Raw genomic sequence first — 17577 nt, forward strand, 5'->3', positions numbered from 1 at the left:
CGTCCGCGCAAAAAGGAAACGCGAATGACCCTGATGAAAAGCTGGGTGGCAAGCGCCAACGACGCCAACCACCCGTTCCCGCTCAACAACCTGCCTTACGGCGTGTTTTCCGTAGGCGATGAAGACCCGCGCTGCGGCGTCGCCATTGGCGACATGATTTTCGACTGCGCCGCCGCCGAAGAATCCGATCTGATCGACCTTGGCGTCGGGTCCGTCTTCGACGTTCCGTTCTGGAACGAAGTGATGGAACTGGGGGCCGAGAAATGGGCTGAACTGCGCGCCCGCCTGATCGAAATCCTGTCCGAGGGCAGCGCCGATCAGGACACCGCACAGGACATGCTGGTGGCACAATCCGATGCGTCCATGCACATGCCGTTCCTGGTCAGCGAATACACCGATTTCTACGCTGGTAAGAACCACGCTTATAACGTCGGCTGCATGTTCCGCGGCCCGGAAAACGCGTTGCCGCCGAATTGGCTGCATATCCCGATCGGCTATAATGGCCGCGCGTCTTCGGTGGTGGTGTCGGGCACCGAAATCCGCCGCCCCTGGGGGCAGCTGAAATCGCCTGATCACGACAAACCCGCTTTCCTGCCGTCGCGCCGTTTCGACATCGAACTGGAAATGGGCGCCATCGTTGGCACCGCGTCCGACGGTCCGATCACCGTGCAGGAAGCTGATGACAACATCTTCGGCTATGTGCTGCTGAACGACTGGTCGGCGCGCGATATTCAGGCTTGGGAATACCAGCCGCTGGGGCCGTTTCAGGCCAAGGCGACGGCGACTACCATCAGCCCGTGGATTGTGACCAAGGCGGCGCTGTCCCCGTTCCGTTGCGACACCCCCGCGCGCGAGGTCGAACTGCTGGATCACCTCAAAGATTGCGGCCCGATGCTGTATGACATCGAGCTGGAAGTGACGATGCAGCCTCAGGGCGGCACCGAAAGCACCATCGCGCGCACGAATTACAAGGAAATGTATTATTCCGCCGCACAGCAGCTGGCGCATCACACCACCAGCGGCTGCCCGATGAATACCGGCGACCTGCTGGGATCGGGTACTATTTCCGGCGCTACCAAGGAAAGCCGCGGATCGCTTCTGGAACTTAGCTGGGGCGGTAAGGAACCGATGACGCTGCCCACCGGCGAGACCCGCAGCTTTATCGACGACAATGACACGCTGACGCTGAAAGGCGCGGCAAAGGGTGATGGATATACCATCGGTTTCGGCGATTGCGTGGGCAAGGTTCTGCCCGCCCTCGATGACCCTTACAAACGCTAAAGGAAGACCAAAATGGCAAAGGCATTCGCGTCCCAAGGGGACATGACCGAAAAAACCATCAGCTTCACCGAAGTCGGCGAGGGGCTCTACGCTTTCACCGCCGAGGGCGACCCGAATTCGGGTGTGATCATCGGCGATGACTCTGTGATGATCGTCGAAGCGCAGGCTACGCCCCGGTTGGCCAACAAAGTGATCGAATGCGTGCGGTCCGTGACCGACAAACCGATCACCCATGTTGCACTGACTCATTACCACGCGGTGCGCGTGCTGGGCGCATCCGCCTTTGGCGCGCAACAGATCATCATGTCGGATGCCGCGCGCGGCATGGTGGTGGAACGGGGTCAGGAAGACTGGGACAGCGAATTCCAACGCTTCCCGCGCCTGTTCGAGGGCCATGAAAGCATTCCCGGCCTGACCTTCCCCACGACGACGTTCAGCGACAGCATGACGGTCTACCTTGGCAATCGCCGGGTCGATATCATGCATCTGGGCCGCGCCCATACCGCCGGCGACGCGGTGATCCACGTGCCGGACCAGAACGTGATGTTCACCGGCGATATCGTCGAATACCACTCGGCCTGCTATTGCGGCGACGGACATTTCGCCGATTGGGGCGATACGCTGGACGCGATCAAGTGGTTCGATGTCGACGCCATCGCGCCGGGCCGGGGCGATGCTTTGGTCGGTCACGAAATGGTCAATGCGGCGATTGAAAATACCCGGGATTTCGTCGAAAGCACCTATCGCCCAGCGGCCAAGGTCGCGGCGCGCGGCGGGTCGCTGAAGGAAGCATGGGATGCGGTGCGTGCCGAATGCGATCCCAAATTCAGCGATTACGCGATCTACGAACATTGCCTGCCCTTCAACGTTGCTCGCGCCTATGACGAAGCGCGCGGCATCGAAACCCCTCGGATCTGGACTGCCCAGCGTGATCTGGAAATGTGGGAACAGTTGCAGGGCTGATATCTGAGCCAAAGGGAACGCCCTGTCATGGGGCGTTCCGGGCGGGACATCCCGCCCCCCCTTGGGCCATTGGTGCAGGGGAAAAGAGAGATTTGTCTTTTGCTGGGAGGAACCAGATGAACAAGATTTTCGAAATCCCCCTCTACCCCTATGCTCGCAGCGCCGATCAGGATGCGGCAAAACCGGTGCGGCACAAGGCCGTTGTGGTTGGTGCGGGTCCGATCGGACTGGGGGCTGCCATCGACCTGGCGCAACAGGGCATAGAAGTCCTTGTCGTAGATGAAAATGACAAGGTCAGCTGGGGCAGTCGTGCGATCTGTTTCGCCAAGCGGCCGCTGGAAATCCTCGACCGGCTTGGCTGTGGTCATCCGATGGTCGACAAGGGCGTGGTGTGGAACCAGGGTAAGGTGTTTTTTGATACCCGTCAGGTTTATGACTTCAACCTGTTGCCCGAGGATGGGCACGAATTCCCGGCCTTTATCAACCTGCAGCAATATTATTTCGAAGAATATCTGCTGAACCGGCTACGTGAACTGGAAACCGAAGGCGCACCGATCGAACTGCGCGGCAACAACAAGGTTCTGAAGGTTGAGGACAAGGGCGATCACACGGCGGTTCTGATCGATACGCCCGAAGGGCAATACACGGTCGAGGCCGATTGGCTGATCGCCTGCGACGGCGCTGCGTCGCCGATCCGGTCGATGCTGGGACTGGATTTCGTCGGTCGGATTTTCGAGGACAATTTCCTGATCGCCGATGTGATCATGGAGGCAGAGTTTCCCACTGAACGCTGGTTCTGGTTCGACCCGCCCTTCAACAAGGGCCAATCGGCGCTGTTGCACAAACAACCCGACGGGGTCTGGCGGATTGACCTGCAGCTTGGCTGGGACATCGACAAGGAAGAAGAAAAGAAACCCGAAAACGTCATTCCCCGGCTCAAGGCGATGCTGGGCGAGGATGTGAAATTCGATCTGGAATGGGTGTCGATCTATACCTTCCAGTGCCGCCGGATGGAAAACTTCCGTCACAACCGGGTGATCTTTGCCGGTGACGCGGCGCATCAGGTGTCGCCCTTCGGTGCGCGCGGGGCAAATTCCGGATTGCAGGATACCGATAACCTGATCTGGAAACTGAAGCTGGTGATGGACGGGCTTGCACCTGAAAGCCTGCTCGACAGCTATGACTTCGAACGTGTTCACGGGGCGGACGAGAATATTCTCAATTCCTCGCGGTCGACTGATTTCATCACGCCGAAATCGGAAATCAGCCGTGCATTCCGCGATGCGGTTCTGGACCTGTCAGGGCATTATGAATTTGCCCGTCCGCTGGTGAATTCGGGGCGTCTCTCGGTGCCCTGCACCTATGATGGTTCGACACTGAACACGCCCGATGCGCTGCCCGGTGGCCCTGCCCGGTCCCGCCCGGGATCGTCCTGTTCCGACGCTCCGTTGGATGAAGGTTATCTGCTGCAGCGGCTTGGCAACGAATTCACGCTGATGGCGATCAATACCGATGCCCCGGCAGAGATGGAAGAAAGCGGGATCAAGGTCGGCAGCCTGTCGCTTTATAGCGAAGCGCTCGATCCGGCCCTGGCCGAACGCTATCTGGGGGCTGCGCAAAGTGCCGTCTATCTGATCCGCCCGGACCAGCATGTCGCCGCCCGCTGGGAAAAATTCGACGAAGCCGCAACCCGCGCTGCGATCCGCCGCGCCATTGGCAAGGAGTAAGCAGATGTCCCTGACCCTGACGCCCAATATCGCAAGTGCCGACGATTTTTATGCTGAATTGTTGGCGACCCACGAGGGCCGCAGCAAAGCCGAAAGCGATGCGCTGAATGCGCGGCTGATCCTGATTCTGGCCAACCATATCGGCGATCGCGCGGTCCTGAGCGAAGCACTGGCCGCCGCGTCGAAAGCCGCGCATCAGGAGAAATGACAACCTTTGCGTTGTAGAACGAACCAAGCGGCCCTAATCGGGCCGCTTTTTTTTGATTCTTGACCTCGCCGGGCGCGGATGATCGATTTCCCTTGCCGACCGTCTGGTGTGCATGTTACTTAACATGTTAATTGAAAAGGGAGAGGCTGATGCGATGGAGCGAGTTCCCCAAATGGGGTAAATGGGCGGCGGACTGGGCTGCACAGTACCATGCCGGTTTGCGTGACCGGCCGGTGCGGGCACAGACCAAACCGGGCGAGGTGATGGCTCAGCTTCCTACAGCGCCCCCCGATGCACCGCAGCCGATCGAAGACATCGTCGCGGATTTCGAATCCATCGTGATGCCCGGGATCACCCACTGGCAGCATCCCCGCTTCTTCGCCTATTTCCCTTCCAACGCCTCGCCCGCTGCGGTTCTGGCTGACAACCTTGTCACCGCAATGGCACCGCAATGCATGTTGTGGCAGACCTCGCCAGCCGCAACCGAGATGGAAACCCGGATGATGGACTGGCTGCGCCAGTCTTTGGGCCTGCCGACCGGGTTTTCCGGCGTCATTCAGGACAGCGCGTCCTCGGCGACGCTGGCCGCTGTGCTGGTGATGCGCGAACGGGCGCTGAATTGGGACGGCAACGCCAACGGGCTGCCGGGTCAGAAAGTGCTGCGTGTCTATTGTTCGAACGAGGTTCACACCTCGGTCGACCGGGCGATCTGGATCGCCGGGATCGGGCAGGCCAACCTTGTCCGGATTCCCACCCAAGGACCGCTGCGGTCGATGGATACCCAAGCACTGGACGCCGCCATTCAGGCGGATATTGAAGCAGGTTACCTGCCCGCCGGGGTGATCGCCTGTACCGGCGGCACCGGTACCGGCGCCTGCGACGACATCTCGGCCACCATCGCGGTGGCGAAGAAATACGACCTTTACACCCATGTCGATGCGGCCTGGGCCGGGGCGGCAATGATCTGTCCCGAATACCGAGATCTGTGGACCGGGGTGGAAGAGGCAGATTCGATTGTCTTCAACCCGCATAAGTGGCTGGGGACACAGTTCGACCTGTCGGCCCATTTCGTCAAGTCGCCCGATGACCTGACCCGCACTCTGGCAATCCAGCCGGAATACCTGAAAACCCACGGCGCCGACGGGATCATCAATTATTCCGAATGGTCGGTGCCGCTGGGCCGCCGGTTCCGGGCGCTGAAACTGTGGTTCCTGATCCGCGCCTATGGCTTGGATGGGCTGCGCCAGATGATCCGCAACCACGTGACGTGGTCGCAGGCGCTGGCCGAAAAGCTGCGGGACGTGCCGGATATCGAAATCGTCACCGACCCGGTGCTGTCGTTGTTCACCTTCCGCTTCACCCCCGCAGGGCAGAACGCCGACGACACCACGCTGAACCTGCTCAACGCGATCAACGATGATGGCCGCATCTACCTGACCCAGACCCGTACCGACGGCAAGCTGGTGATCCGCTTTCAGGCCGGGCAATTTGATTGTACGCAGGAAGATATCGACACCGCATTCGACGTGATTGTGGAAACCGCCAACCGACTGAAGGACGCTTGACATGCCCGCACCTGAAAACACCTTCAAATCCGCGCTGAAGCGGGGCGAAATGCAATATGGCTGCTGGGCCGGGTTCGCCGACCCCTATGCGACCGAAATCCTTGCCACCGCCAATTTCGATTGGCTGGTGATCGACGGTGAACACGCGCCCAACGACCTGCGCAGCATCATGCACCAGTTGCAGGTGCTGGACGGCAAGCATTCCGAAGCCGTCGTGCGCCTGCCTATCGGCAACGAGTGGCTGATCAAGCAGGTGCTGGACGTCGGCGCGCAGACGTTGCTGATCCCGATGGTGGAAACGGCGGAACAGGCCCGCGATCTGGTCCGTGCCTGCCGCTACCCGCCCGAAGGCATCCGCGGATCGGGCGCGGCTTTGGCCCGCGCCTCGCGATTTTCTGACATCCCCGATTACATCCAGACCGCCAACGAACAGATCTGCCTGCTGCTGCAGGTCGAAACCCGCAAAGGGGTGGAAAACCTCGAAGCGATACTTGAGGTCGAAGGTGTCGACGGCGTCTTCATAGGCCCCTCGGACTTGGCGGCAGACCTTGGCCATCCGGGCCAGAGCGGCCACGATACGGTGCGTGAGGTGATCAGGACCGGCCTTGCCAAGATCGCCGCCTCGGACAAGGCCGCCGGCATTCTGGCGGTCGATCAGACAGTGGCCACGGAATACCGCGACTGGGGCGCGCAATTCCTGGCGGTGGGCATCGATGTGGTGATGCTGGCATCGGCGGCACGCGCCACAATGGCGAAGTGGAAGGGGTAGGGGTAGGTCTTTCTACCCCTTCATCGTTCTGAGAAATACTTCCGACGGAGGCATCCCGCCTGCGTCTTCGCTCACCAACGGTCGAGCGCGGCCTCGTCTTCGTCCTTGGCCGCGACCCATTCGGCGCCCGAGGTGGTGAATTCCTTTTTCCAGAACGGTGCGCGGGATTTCAGATAATCCATCAGGAATTCCGCTGCGGCAAAGGCATCGGCACGGTGGCGCGAAGACGTCGCCACCATCATGATCCGGTCATCTGCTTTCAGGTTGCCGTACCGGTGGATAATTAAAATATCGCCCAGATTCCAGCGTTCCATGGCTTGCGCCGCAATCTTTTCCAGCGCCTTTTCGGTCATGCCGGGGTAATGCTCGATCTCCATCCGGTCCAACCCTTCACCTGGCAGATCGCGCACGATACCAGTGAAGGTCACCACTGCGCCCATGCTCTTTTGCGCATCGGCAAAGGCATCGGTTTCCGATCCCAGATCGAACGGTTCAGGCTGCACCCGAATGATCATGCTAGCCCCCTGTCATCGGCGGGAAGAACGCCACTTCACGCACGCCCTCAAGCGAGGCGTCAAAATCGGTGAGTTCCTGATCGACAGCAACGCGCAGCGCCGACAGGTCGGCAAAGGCCGCCCGATAGCGGTCTTCGCGTGCGCGTAATTCGTCGACTAGATCGGTCACGGTCTTGGCGGAGGTTTCAAGCGTTTCGCGCGGAATGCCGATCCGTTCCCGGACCCAGGCAAAATAAAGCACATCCATATCAGCCATCCTTCAGATGCGGCAGCGCCTTGCGGAAATAGTCCCCGCCTGTAATCAGTGTCAGCAGCGCGGCAATCCAAAGCAGAAACAATCCAACATTGCCAGCCCAGATCATGCCCCGCAGTTTCCAGCCCAAGCCGTGAATGTCTTCTTCGCGGCCTTCCAGGATGTCGGCAATAATACCTTGGTCCATGCCCTGTATGCTCATTCCGAAATAGTGTTCGAACACGCCTTGGGAAAATAGGGTAGCGATGGCAACCATCTGAAAAGTGGTCTTCCACTTTGCCAGCTTGGTCACTTTCAGCGTGCCTGCTGTATCGCCCAGATATTCCCGCAGCCCGGACACGAACACCTCCCGGAAAAGTATAACCGTTGCCGGTAATACCAGCCAGGGCGACATCGACGAATAGCCGACAATCACCATCAGTGCGATGACCACCATCGCTTTGTCTGCGATCGGATCGAGCATGGTGCCAATCTTGGTTTCCTGCCCCCAAAGCCGGGCCAGATACCCGTCGAACCAATCGGTTACCGCCGCGCCGACGAACAACAAAAGCGCGAACCAATCGGCATAGGGTCTTGTGAAATAGAGAAACATCACCGCTACGCCCGGCGCGGCCAGAAGACGGATAACCGTCAGGATATTGGGGATTGTCCACTTCATAAGACGTTGAATAACCTGTCTGACCGGCGGGGGGAAGCGGGCGTTTCGCTGCAATCTGCGCCAGAATAAGCTTTTTCCTGCGGATTATATGGCTGCGGACTTTTCGCTTAGGACCAGGGAACGCGCTTGCGGGTGCGCGTGGCAGGCTCTTTGCGCATCTTAGGGGTGCTGACGTGCCGACTATGTGCTGCTTGGACCTTTGGTGAGGCTTTGATCGCCAACCCATTTTTGCAGCACTTCTTTCAGTTCTTTGGTTTGGATCGGCTTGGTCAGATAATCTGACATCCCGGCATCGTAGCAGCGATCAGCTTCTTCTTTTAGCGCGCCAGCTGTGATTGCGATGATCGTTGTCTTGGGGCGATCTGTTCGGGCCTCGGCTTCTCGAATTTTTCGCGTCATTTCCAGCCCGTCCATTACGGGCATCTGACAATCGGTCAGAATGGTTCCAAAATGTGTTTTTTGCCATTTCTCGAAACCCTCACTGCCATTCGTTGCAGTGTCATAGTCATGCCCGAGAAGTTCCAATTGCTGCTTGAGAACAGACATGTTTAATGGGTTGTCCTCGACAATCAGAATGGGTTGGGCGGGTTGCTTCTGATCGTCCGGTTGTTGCCCCGTAGCCGGTTCCGTATTGAGCAGACCAGCATCCTTTTCCCGACCGGTCATAAGGGCGATGCCCCGCAATGTATCTGACAGATGCCAGGGAAACCGGTAAGAGATATAAAGCTGTTTTCGCAACCATCCCTTGGGGTGTTCACGCGTGGGATCGAGTACAATGACGTTACAATTCGGATTGCGTTCGGCAATCTTGTCGATCATCAGCAGGTTTTCAGTCAGCGTTTCAAGAGCCAGATAGACCACCGTATCGTCATCGGCTGCGGCTGCGGCCTCCAGCAGGTCGTGTTCGGTTTGAGGTAGCATGACATTGGCGCCTCTGGTTGTGTAGAATTTCGAGATGCGCTCGTGATAGACGGAACTATCCAGCTTAATGATAAGTTTTGTCCCGGCGATGTCGGGTAACTGTTCAGTGCATTCGGCTATCTGCAAAGGCAGCTTCACCGTGAAGCTCGTCCCCTTGTCCGGCTCGCTTTCGACCTCGATTTGCCCATTCATCAGGTCGACAAGTTTGCGTGTGATGACCAATCCAAGCCCGGTCCCACCAAAGCGTCGTGTGGTCGAGTCTTCGGCCTGTTGGAACGGTCGGAAAAGCTGCGCTATCGTTTCTTGGGTCATGCCGATCCCATTGTCGCGTACCCGAAAGCGCATGAATTGGCCAAGGGCGTCGCAATCGACCCATAGTTCAACAAAGCTGATCCTTTCGGTCCCGGGATCAGGTTTGGTGAATTTGATTGCATTGCTGAGCAGGTTCAAAAGAATTTGCCGCAACCGCAAAGGGTCGCTTGCGACACAATCCGGGATCTCTGGATCGACATAAATGAGCAGGCGCACATTGTTTTTCTTCGCCTCGGTTGCCATCGATTCCGCTGTCTTCTCGATCGCTTCCAGCAATGGGAAGGTGGTTCTTTCGATTTCGAGCTTGCCCGCCTCGATCTTTGAGGCATCGAGGATGTCATTGATGATGCCCATCAGGAAAAAGGAGGAATCGCGGATTACATCGACCATACGTTGTTGGTCGTCGGTTAATCTGGTGGTCTTTTGCAGCAGTTCGATCATGCCGACGATGCCGTTCATCGGCGTTCTGATTTCATGGCTCATATTTGCCAGGAAGGCCGATTTCGCCTTGCTGGCATACTCGGCCTCGATCCGCTTGTTGTGCTGTACCCGTTCGGCCCGCATGAACAAAGCGATGACCCCGAAGACAACCAACGCCACGACCAAAGCGACGAGCAAGGTCTGTAGCCACACCGATTGTCGGTATTCATCGGTCTGCAGCTTGGAATATTCCTTGGTAAATGCCGAATAGACACGCTGTTCGTATTGGGCGGTGACTCGATCGATACTCGCAATGCTTTCCTGCAGCGCTGTGAGTTCATCCGCCGTCGGCGAAAGGTTTGCCTCCTGCATCAGACGCTGGATTTTCTCGATATGGCCGATCACGGTCCGGAGTTCGGTATATTCGTACAGGTAGGCGCTGTTTACGAACCCTATTGCGCCAAGCAGATAGTTGGAGGCCTGCTTCAGGTCGTCTTCATTCTGCGTCAGCACCGCGTTCTGATAGGCCACCAAAGCCCGGCGGCTGAGCTTGTCGATCTTGAAGGTCAGGCGCGCCGAGTTGATGATCTGATTGACGCGCCGCGAATTTTCCAGAACGAAATTTCCATTGCGATACTGATATGTCGCATAGCCGACGACTGCGGCAATCCCCAGAAGAATGACGACGATGTATCTGGCATTCCAGAATCTGGTTACTCTTTGAACTCGATCCGAGTGATCATCCAAATCCATTTTGGCAATGTTTCCTGGTATTCAGGTTTTGTAGCGTCATAATCGGGAAAGACGACGCGCATCGGTCCCTTCTTATCAAAACCGATATATTCGCCGTTCACGCGCGTCGACAGCACAATTTGCAGGTCGTTCCATTCTTCCCGGCTGAATTCGATTATGTAATCGTCGATTGCGGTGAGCGTTATCGACTGAACGTTTTCGGCGCCAAATTTCGCAACCAAGTCGGAAAATAAGACTCCTGTATATTTGTCTTCGCGCTGGTCATACGGGTTGAACAGGGTGAAATCGTGCAGTCCTGCCTCCTCGATTTCCCTGACCGTCACGCTGGTTCCCACACGTTCGGTCAAGGCCCCCGCGATGCTGATACGCTTGCTGCCGTCTTCCCCAGCGCTGGCGATGCCGGTGAACAACGCAGAAACCAACAGCGTAATCACCGGGATCGACAGCAGGATGGTTTTCCGCATTCCAAGACCTCTTCCGCGCCCGGGGCGCCCCCGCCCCGACCGTTAAACGCGACTGCATTCGGGATCGACTCGGAATTAAAGTATGTATTTCAGCTACGCTATTTTATAGGTCCCGCGAAATCAACGAGAAGCACACAAGAATGCCCTTCCCGGCGAAGCTCCGGGGTCATCAGCAATCCAAGAGGGAACGCCCAGATCAGCCCTTTTCGTGGAAGAAATCGTATATGGTTTCCGCCAGAGCACCGGAAATGCCATCGACTGCCTTCAGGTCCGCCAGCGCCGCGCGGCTGACCGCCTTGGCCGACCCGAAATGCGCCAACAATGCGCGCTTTCGCGTCGCGCCGACGCCCGGCACATCGTCCAGCGGCGTGGCGCCGATTGCCTTGGTCCGTTTGGCCCGGTGTGTGCCGATGGCAAACCGATGCGCCTCGTCGCGCAGTCGCTGAATAAAATACAGCACCGGGTCGTTCATTTTCAGCGCGAAAGGCCTGCCGCCGGGGCGGTGGAATTCCTCCTTGCCGTGATCGCGGTCGACCCCCTTGGCGACGCCCACCATCGGGATGTCCTCGACCCCGAACTCTTCCATGATCCCGTAGACGGCCGATACCTGCCCGGCGCCGCCGTCGATCAGCAACAGGTCGGGCCACAGACCCTTGTCGCGGTCCGGGTCGTCCTTCAGCAGGCGCTTGAAACGGCGGGTCAGCACCTCTTTCATCATGCCGAAATCGTCGCCGGGGGTCAGATCATCGCCCTTGATATTGAATTTGCGGTACTGGTTCTTCATGAACCCGTCCGGCCCGGCGACGATCATGCCGCCGACGGCATTGGTGCCTTGGATATGGCTGTTGTCATAAACTTCGATGCGCTGGGGGGGGGCATCCAGACCAAAGGCGTCGCTCAGCCCGGTCAAGAGTTTCGATTGGGTCGCGCTTTCCGACATTTTCCGGGCCAGGCTTTCGCGCGCATTGCGTGCCGCACCTGCGACCAGTTCAGCCTTTTCGCCCCGCTGCGGTACCAGCACTTCTACCTTGCGGCCCAGTTTCTGGCTCAGCGCCTCTTCCATCAGATCCGTGTTTTCAATCGGATGGGACAGGATGATCTGCCGCGGCGGTTCCTTGGTGTCATAGAACTGACCCAGAAAGGCTTCCAGCACTTCGGGGGCCTCGATCTCGGCCCCGACCCGGGGATAGAAATCGCGATTGCCCCAGTTTTGACCGGCGCGGATGAAAAATACCTGTACGCAGGCCTGACCCTTTTCGAGATGCAGCGCTACGATATCGGCTTCGGTCACGGTGCGCGGATTGATCCCCTGCGCCGTCTGGACCTGGGTCATGGCCTTGATCCGATCGCGCAAGGCGGCGGCGCGTTCGAATTCCAACGCTTCGGAGGCCATCGCCATTTCTGCCGCGAGGCTTTCCTGAATCTCGGTCGATTTGCCGGACAGGAAACGTTTGGCATCCGCCACCGACGTGGCATAGTCGGCTTCGGAAATCTTTCCGACGCAGGGTCCGGAGCAACGCCTGATCTGATACAGCAGGCAGGGCCGGGTGCGGCTGGTATACATCGCGTCGGAGCAATTCCTGAGCAAGAACGCTTTCTGAAGCTGGTTCAGCGTCCGGTTCACCGCACCGGCGCTGGCGAACGGGCCATAATAGCTGCCCTTTTGCTTTTTTGCGCCGCGATGTTTCTTGATTTGCGGGAAGGGGTGGTCATCGGTCACCAGAATATTGGGGAAGGATTTATCGTCGCGCAGCAACACGTTATAGTGTGGCTTCAACTGCTTGATCAGGTTTTGTTCCAGCAGCAGCGCCTCGGTTTCCGTCCGCGTGGTCAGAAACATCATAGAGGCGGTTTCGGAAATCATCCGCGCGATCCGACCGGAATGGCCGGTGGCCCGGGCATAGTTTGACACCCGCGCCCGCAGATTTCGCGCCTTGCCGACATATAGTACCCGCGCTTGGGCATCCAGCATCCGGTAAACGCCCGGAGAGGCGTCCAGCGTCTTCAGATAGGATTGAATCAGCGCGTGGCCGGTCAGCGAATCAGGGGTCGGGTTCGTCATGTTACAGAAATAGGATTCCCCGGCGGCCGCTGCAATCTTTGGGCGATCAGAGCAAGAGAAAACCTGTCCACCATTTCTGTGGATAAGTCTGCAGATAACTTCGGCCCATTTGGAATTTTTTGTTGTATTTGACCAATTTCGTCGATTTGCCTAAAAAATAGGCAGACTTATAACGCGTTGATTTTAAGTGATATTTTTTATTAATATTGGCAAGTGTTTGAAAGTATTAGACATTTGATGACAGAAACGTGACAAAGATCGGACCGGTGCAAAACTTACCTGAGGGCACCTCGCCTATTCCTCGACCCCCATGACATCAGGTGTCTGCCAACCAAGGTGCTGACCACCATCGGTACAGATCAACTGGCCGGTAACTGCTGGCGAATCGAGGAAAAATCCGAGAGCAGCATTGACGTCCGAGGGATTCGAACCCCGTCTCAAAACGGTGGCGGCCCGTTGGCCTTTGAAATGGGTTTCGGACTGTCTTCCGCCCCGTAAAGTGGGCCCCGGACCGATGGCATTGACCCGTACTCTGGGTGCCAGCCCCTGTGCGGCGGTCTGGGTGAAGGCCCAGAGCCCCATTTTGGCCAGCGTGTAGGACATGAACTCGGGTGTCAGCTTGCGCACCCTCTGGTCGATCATGTTGACCACCACGCCCTGCGCGACCGGTTCGCCCGCCTCGTCGTCGATCGGGGTGGGCACCTGTGCCGCCATGGCCTGTGTCAGGACAAAGGGCGCACGCAGATTGGATTCAAAATGCCGGTCCCAGCTTTCGCGGGTGGCTGTTTCCAAGCGGTCATGTTCAAAGATCGACGCATTATTGACCAGGCAGGTCACCGGAGCATCGAAGCTGGCGCTGACTTTCGGGAACAGAGCTTGGGTTTCCGCTTCGGACAGCAGGTCGGCCTGAAACGCGACGGACTTGCGTCCCAATGCCTGAATTTCATCAACCAGGCTCTGCGCATGGGCGTCCGAACTGGCATAGTGAATGGCGACATCGAAACCGCGCTGGGCCAGATAGGTTGCCATCGACCGTCCCAGACGTTTACCCGCCCCCGTGACCAATGCGACCGTCATCTTGCCCCCTTAGCTCAGTACCGCCACGATATAGCCGATATAAAGCAGCGACAACAGCGCGCCCCATGCCCGGCTGATATCGGTCTTGAAGAACACGAAGGGGATCAGCAGCAGCGATGCGCCCAGCATTACCCACAGATCGAAGCGCAAGAAAGCCGGATCGACCGGAATCGGGCTGACCAGAGACGCGATGCCGATAATGGCCAGCAAGTTGAACATGTTTGACCCGATCACATTGCCCAGCGCGACATCTGCCTGCCGACGCAACGCGGCCATAACGGTGGTCGCCAATTCCGGCAGCGACGTGCCGAGTGCGACCAAGGTCAACCCGATCACACTTTCGGAAATATCGAACATCCGCGCGATCGTGACCGCGCTTTCCAGCAACAGGTTGGCGCCCAGCGGCAGGCCGACAAGGCCCAGGACAAGAAACATGATGATTTTCCACCACGGCATGTCTGGATCGGCACCTTCGAGGTCTTCGTCGTCGTCTTCCCCCGCCGAGATATGGGCCCGCGCGTCGCGGAAGGCGTCGATCAGAACACCGGTCAGAACAGTCAGCAGGATAATGCCGCTGATCCAGGTGAATTCACCAAAGAAACACAAAGCGACAAACAGCAGGGACCCAGCGATCATCAGGACATAGCTTTTGCGGCTGTCGCATTCGCTGGTGTGCATCTTGGCCAGCAACGCGGGTAGCCCAAGTACCAGAAGGATGTTGGCGGTGTTCGACCCTACCACGTTGCCCAATGCGATCCCGGGGACGCCTTCCAATGCGGCGGTGATCGAAATCAACAGTTCGGGTGCCGATGTGCCGAAAGCCACAATGGTCAGGCTGACGATCAGCGCCGGAATGCCGACCCTCAAGCTAAGGTTCACCGCGCCTTTGACCAGCGCATCGCCAGCCAGCAATAGGATCACAAGCCCCAGAGTGCCGAAGAGCCATTCCGTCATGGTTTAGCGTGCTCCCTTTTTGCAGGGGCAGGGGCCCTTGCCGATCCTGTAACGCCCACAGCGCGGGCATTTGGCTGCCTTCAGGCGTTTTTGCCCGGGAAAGCTGAACTTACCGAACATCGCCAGAACGGCCATACCGGCAAGGAAAAGAACGATGACCTTTAATATCACGTCAGAGGCCCAGACGGGCATAGGCGGCCCGCTCCTCTATCGCGGTGACGGCATCATCGGCAAACGACAGTCCAAAGCGCTGTATCACGCTGCGGCGGCGGCCGTAGCGGATGAAACGGGTCTTGTCGCCATAGATCTGTTTCAATCTGGGTTCGGCATGGGCCAGCCCATCGATCAGGCCCAATTGCAGGGCCTTTTCGCCCATCCAGACCCGACCGCTGAACAGGTCCGGATCATCGGCTAGTTTTCCGGCGCGGCGGGATCGAACATAGGTTTCGAACACCTTGTGCATGTCGCCAAGGATATCTTTCAGCCGCTCCACGTCTTCGGGTTTTTCCGGCAGGAAAGGGTCCAGCATGGATTTCGATTTGACCGAGGTATAGACCCGGCGTTCGATCCCATGGCGGGAAATGAAATCATGCGCGCCAAAGCCTGCGGAAATGACCCCGATTGACCCAACAATAGATGCGGGATCGGCATGTATGTCATCCGCCGCAGCGGCCAGCCAATATCCGCCTGAGGCGGCCACATCTTCAACGAAGGCATGGACCGGAACCTCATGCTTTTCCGACAGCCGACGGATGCGCGCGGCGATCAGGGCCGATTGCACCGGCGACCCGCCGGGCGAATTGATAATCAGCGCCACCGCCGCTGGCTTGCCTTTGCGAAACGCCTTTTCGATTACCGGGGCCAGTGCGGCATCGTTCAATGGTGCGCGCGCGCTGGCCGCGATCATGCCGTGAAGGCGGAGCACGGCAACACGGGGCCGGGATGTCTGGAAGGGCAGTTTCAAACTCATAAAGCCCATGTAGAGGCCTGATGCGGGGCAGACAAGGCGCAGGCCGGTCTGGCCCTAAGTTTCGTGGCGAAAATAGCGCGAAACCACGCTTTGCCGGGCTCAGTCCGGAAACGCCGACCTAACGCCACAGAATCAAGTAAGGTCTCAGGCTGCAGGTGGAGGAGACGCCTGATTTCATCGGCGGCCAGTCCTGCCGGGAACAACGCCCCAAAAGCAATTAGGTCTGGGCGATGCTCTTGTTCAAAGTAAACATGTCAGTTTCACCCGGCCAGCATTTTTAAACCTTGGGTGACATCCGAGCGAACCGCCAGACGCAATCCCGGTTCATCCCCGGCCCGCAACGCGGCGATGATCAGGCGGTGAAAATGCGGCGGCTCCTTGCGCCGAAGTCGGCCGTAAAGCGCCCGCATGGTCGGGCCCAGTTGAAGCCAGACGGTTTCTGCCATCGCCAGCATGGCCGGTGCCTGTGCCCGCAAATAAAGCGTCCTATGAAATTCCAGATTGGACCGGATATAGCCGACTGCATCCTGACGGGTGATCATATCGGCAACGCTGGTATTGATTGTTTGCAGCCGCTCGATCAGCGCCATATGGGCGCGTGGCAGGGCGCGACTGGCCAGTTCGACTTCGATCAGAGATCGCAACGCGGCCAGTTCTTCGATCCTTTCGTTGCTCAGTTCCGGCGTCGACACCCGGCCCGAGGTCGACAGCGTTAGTGCCCCTTCGGCCACCAGACGGCGCACCGATTCTCGGGCCGGTGTCATCGAAACCCCGAATTCCTTGCCGATCCCGCGCAGGGTCAGCGCCTGACCGGGGGCGATTTCGCCATGCATGATGCGGCTACGCAGCCCGCGATAGACGCGGTCATGGGCGGAGCTGGGGGTGGATTCGGGGCGCGATGTAATGAGCATGTGTCTTTTGTGATCACATTTTTCGATGCGGTCAATTGCCAAACCGGTAGCGGTGCAGCTTTGCGCCATTTTCGCGCAACCAATTACGTGGAGAGGCGTAATCGCCATACAGGGTTTCGACCTCCGCCCAGAAGGCGGCGGAATGGTTCATGTGGCTCAGATGAGCGACCTCGTGAGCGGCGACGTAATTCAGCACCTCGGGCGGTGCCATGATCAGCCGCCAAGAATACATCAGGGCCCCGGCCGACGAACATGATCCCCAGCGCGAGCGGGTGTCACGCAAGGTCAGCCGGTGATAATCTTGCCCCAGCGCGGCGGCATAGCGATCCGATGCCAGCGACAGCCGAGTCCGTGCCAGCTGCTTGAGATGGCCCGCCAGCCGCGCTCCGGCGGTGTCGGGATTGCCGGGAACAAGGATTTGGCCCGCCTCGATGCGGACGCGTCGGCCCGGTCCGTGCACGACGCGCAGCAACGCGCCTTCACAGGGCAATTCGCTTCCCGGTCCGACGTTGTGGGCTTGGGGTGTCGCGCGCAGTTGCTGTCGCAACCAGTTGGCCTTTTCTTCGGCAAAGGCGACACCTTCGGATTTCGCAACCCCTCGGGGCAGGGTCAGCGTGACCTTGGCATCCAGCCCCGACACCCGCAGAGATATTCTGCGCGCCTGCGCCGAACGGCGCAGATAAACCTGAACCGGGGGATTGCCATCCAGAATATGTTGCCCCATATCGGCTTTGTCCGATCTCACGACCCATCTATCCTTTAAAGCCTTTGACACGCACGGCCTGTTATGGCAG

The 17577-nt window shown here is 58.4% G+C and carries 18 protein-coding genes; 6 read left to right on the plus strand and 12 right to left on the minus strand.

The window, feature by feature from the left end; all coding sequences use genetic code 11:
* The first annotated feature begins 24 nt into the window (after positions 1-24).
* From fahA to VOI23_RS17875, 6 genes are all read left to right on the plus strand, one after another.
* Complete coding sequence (gene fahA, locus VOI23_RS17850) at positions 25-1281, plus strand: fumarylacetoacetase (RefSeq protein ID WP_323786385.1); 1257 nt, start codon at positions 25-27, stop codon at positions 1279-1281.
* Between the two features lie 12 nt (positions 1282-1293).
* Positions 1294-2244, plus strand: coding sequence for an MBL fold metallo-hydrolase (locus VOI23_RS17855; RefSeq protein ID WP_323786387.1), 951 nt, complete (start codon positions 1294-1296; stop codon positions 2242-2244).
* 116 nt (positions 2245-2360) lie between these two features.
* Positions 2361-3971: an FAD-dependent oxidoreductase gene (locus tag VOI23_RS17860; RefSeq protein ID WP_323786388.1), complete on the plus strand. Its 1611-nt coding sequence runs from the start codon at positions 2361-2363 to the stop codon at positions 3969-3971.
* A gap of 4 nt (positions 3972-3975) precedes the next feature.
* Entirely contained in the window at positions 3976-4179 is a 204-nt protein-coding gene (locus VOI23_RS17865; protein WP_323786390.1) for a DUF2783 domain-containing protein, read from the plus strand.
* A 149-nt stretch (positions 4180-4328) separates the two neighbouring features.
* Entirely contained in the window at positions 4329-5744 is a 1416-nt protein-coding gene (locus VOI23_RS17870) for a pyridoxal phosphate-dependent decarboxylase family protein (protein WP_323786392.1), read from the plus strand.
* Position 5745: 1 nt separating this feature from the next.
* Positions 5746-6513, plus strand: coding sequence for an HpcH/HpaI aldolase/citrate lyase family protein (locus tag VOI23_RS17875; protein WP_323786393.1), 768 nt, complete (start codon positions 5746-5748; stop codon positions 6511-6513).
* 71 nt (positions 6514-6584) lie between these two features.
* On the opposite strand, the gene VOI23_RS17880 is transcribed toward VOI23_RS17875, so the two are convergent.
* The 12 genes from VOI23_RS17880 to VOI23_RS17935 form a co-directional block, all read right to left on the minus strand.
* Positions 6585-7028, minus strand: coding sequence for a molybdenum cofactor biosynthesis protein MoaE (locus tag VOI23_RS17880; RefSeq protein ID WP_323786394.1), 444 nt, complete (start codon positions 7026-7028; stop codon positions 6585-6587).
* Position 7029: 1 nt separating this feature from the next.
* Positions 7030-7275 carry a molybdopterin converting factor subunit 1 gene (gene moaD, locus VOI23_RS17885; protein WP_323786395.1) on the minus strand — a complete coding sequence of 82 codons (246 nt, stop codon included), beginning with the start codon at positions 7273-7275 and terminating at the stop codon, positions 7030-7032.
* Between the two features lies 1 nt (position 7276).
* Positions 7277-7939, minus strand: a complete 663-nt coding sequence (gene pgsA, locus VOI23_RS17890; RefSeq protein WP_323786396.1) for a CDP-diacylglycerol--glycerol-3-phosphate 3-phosphatidyltransferase — start codon at positions 7937-7939, stop codon at positions 7277-7279.
* Between the two features lie 180 nt (positions 7940-8119).
* Positions 8120-10345 carry an ATP-binding protein gene (locus VOI23_RS17895; RefSeq protein WP_323786398.1) on the minus strand — a complete coding sequence of 742 codons (2226 nt, stop codon included), beginning with the start codon at positions 10343-10345 and terminating at the stop codon, positions 8120-8122.
* On the minus strand, positions 10306-10809 hold the full coding sequence (locus VOI23_RS17900; protein WP_323786401.1) for a hypothetical protein: 504 nt from the start codon (positions 10807-10809) through the stop codon (positions 10306-10308). Before VOI23_RS17900 ends, VOI23_RS17895 begins: the two co-directional genes overlap by 40 nt.
* Before the next feature lie 196 nt (positions 10810-11005).
* Positions 11006-12871 carry an excinuclease ABC subunit UvrC gene (gene uvrC, locus VOI23_RS17905; protein WP_323786403.1) on the minus strand — a complete coding sequence of 622 codons (1866 nt, stop codon included), beginning with the start codon at positions 12869-12871 and terminating at the stop codon, positions 11006-11008.
* Positions 12872-13165: 294 nt separating this feature from the next.
* Positions 13166-13948, minus strand: a complete 783-nt coding sequence (locus tag VOI23_RS17910; RefSeq protein WP_323786404.1) for an SDR family oxidoreductase — start codon at positions 13946-13948, stop codon at positions 13166-13168.
* 9 nt (positions 13949-13957) lie between these two features.
* Positions 13958-14902 carry a calcium/sodium antiporter gene (locus tag VOI23_RS17915; protein WP_323786405.1) on the minus strand — a complete coding sequence of 315 codons (945 nt, stop codon included), beginning with the start codon at positions 14900-14902 and terminating at the stop codon, positions 13958-13960.
* Positions 14903-14905: 3 nt separating this feature from the next.
* Entirely contained in the window at positions 14906-15094 is a 189-nt protein-coding gene (locus VOI23_RS17920) for a hypothetical protein (RefSeq protein WP_323786406.1), read from the minus strand.
* Positions 15075-15872: a S49 family peptidase gene (locus VOI23_RS17925; protein ID WP_323786407.1), complete on the minus strand. Its 798-nt coding sequence runs from the start codon at positions 15870-15872 to the stop codon at positions 15075-15077. Before VOI23_RS17925 ends, VOI23_RS17920 begins: the two co-directional genes overlap by 20 nt.
* A 260-nt stretch (positions 15873-16132) precedes the next feature.
* Positions 16133-16783, minus strand: coding sequence for a GntR family transcriptional regulator (locus VOI23_RS17930; RefSeq protein ID WP_323786409.1), 651 nt, complete (start codon positions 16781-16783; stop codon positions 16133-16135).
* A gap of 31 nt (positions 16784-16814) precedes the next feature.
* On the minus strand, positions 16815-17507 hold the full coding sequence (locus VOI23_RS17935; RefSeq protein WP_416376548.1) for a M48 family metallopeptidase: 693 nt from the start codon (positions 17505-17507) through the stop codon (positions 16815-16817).
* Positions 17508-17577: the final 70 nt, after the last annotated feature.

Source organism: Thalassovita sp., assembly GCF_034670005.1.
Lineage (GTDB): Bacteria > Pseudomonadota > Alphaproteobacteria > Rhodobacterales > Rhodobacteraceae > Thalassobius.

Coding starts and splice junctions, on each gene's coding strand:
- VOI23_RS17925 (WP_323786407.1), bottom strand. CDS start 15,872: ATGAGTTTGAAACTGCCCTTCCAGACATCCCGGCCCCGTGTTGCCGTG.
- VOI23_RS17880 (WP_323786394.1), bottom strand. CDS start 7,028: ATGATCATTCGGGTGCAGCCTGAACCGTTCGATCTGGGATCGGAAACC.
- VOI23_RS17900 (WP_323786401.1), bottom strand. CDS start 10,809: ATGCGGAAAACCATCCTGCTGTCGATCCCGGTGATTACGCTGTTGGTT.
- VOI23_RS17860 (WP_323786388.1), top strand. CDS start 2,361: ATGAACAAGATTTTCGAAATCCCCCTCTACCCCTATGCTCGCAGCGCC.
- VOI23_RS17870 (WP_323786392.1), top strand. CDS start 4,329: ATGCGATGGAGCGAGTTCCCCAAATGGGGTAAATGGGCGGCGGACTGG.
- VOI23_RS17935 (WP_416376548.1), bottom strand. CDS start 17,507: ATGGGGCAACATATTCTGGATGGCAATCCCCCGGTTCAGGTTTATCTG.
- fahA (WP_323786385.1), top strand. CDS start 25: ATGACCCTGATGAAAAGCTGGGTGGCAAGCGCCAACGACGCCAACCAC.
- VOI23_RS17915 (WP_323786405.1), bottom strand. CDS start 14,902: ATGACGGAATGGCTCTTCGGCACTCTGGGGCTTGTGATCCTATTGCTG.
- VOI23_RS17865 (WP_323786390.1), top strand. CDS start 3,976: ATGTCCCTGACCCTGACGCCCAATATCGCAAGTGCCGACGATTTTTAT.
- VOI23_RS17855 (WP_323786387.1), top strand. CDS start 1,294: ATGGCAAAGGCATTCGCGTCCCAAGGGGACATGACCGAAAAAACCATC.
- VOI23_RS17875 (WP_323786393.1), top strand. CDS start 5,746: ATGCCCGCACCTGAAAACACCTTCAAATCCGCGCTGAAGCGGGGCGAA.
- VOI23_RS17930 (WP_323786409.1), bottom strand. CDS start 16,783: ATGCTCATTACATCGCGCCCCGAATCCACCCCCAGCTCCGCCCATGAC.
- VOI23_RS17895 (WP_323786398.1), bottom strand. CDS start 10,345: ATGGATTTGGATGATCACTCGGATCGAGTTCAAAGAGTAACCAGATTC.
- moaD (WP_323786395.1), bottom strand. CDS start 7,275: ATGGATGTGCTTTATTTTGCCTGGGTCCGGGAACGGATCGGCATTCCG.
- uvrC (WP_323786403.1), bottom strand. CDS start 12,871: ATGACGAACCCGACCCCTGATTCGCTGACCGGCCACGCGCTGATTCAA.
- pgsA (WP_323786396.1), bottom strand. CDS start 7,939: ATGAAGTGGACAATCCCCAATATCCTGACGGTTATCCGTCTTCTGGCC.
- VOI23_RS17910 (WP_323786404.1), bottom strand. CDS start 13,948: ATGACGGTCGCATTGGTCACGGGGGCGGGTAAACGTCTGGGACGGTCG.
- VOI23_RS17920 (WP_323786406.1), bottom strand. CDS start 15,094: ATGCCCGTCTGGGCCTCTGACGTGATATTAAAGGTCATCGTTCTTTTC.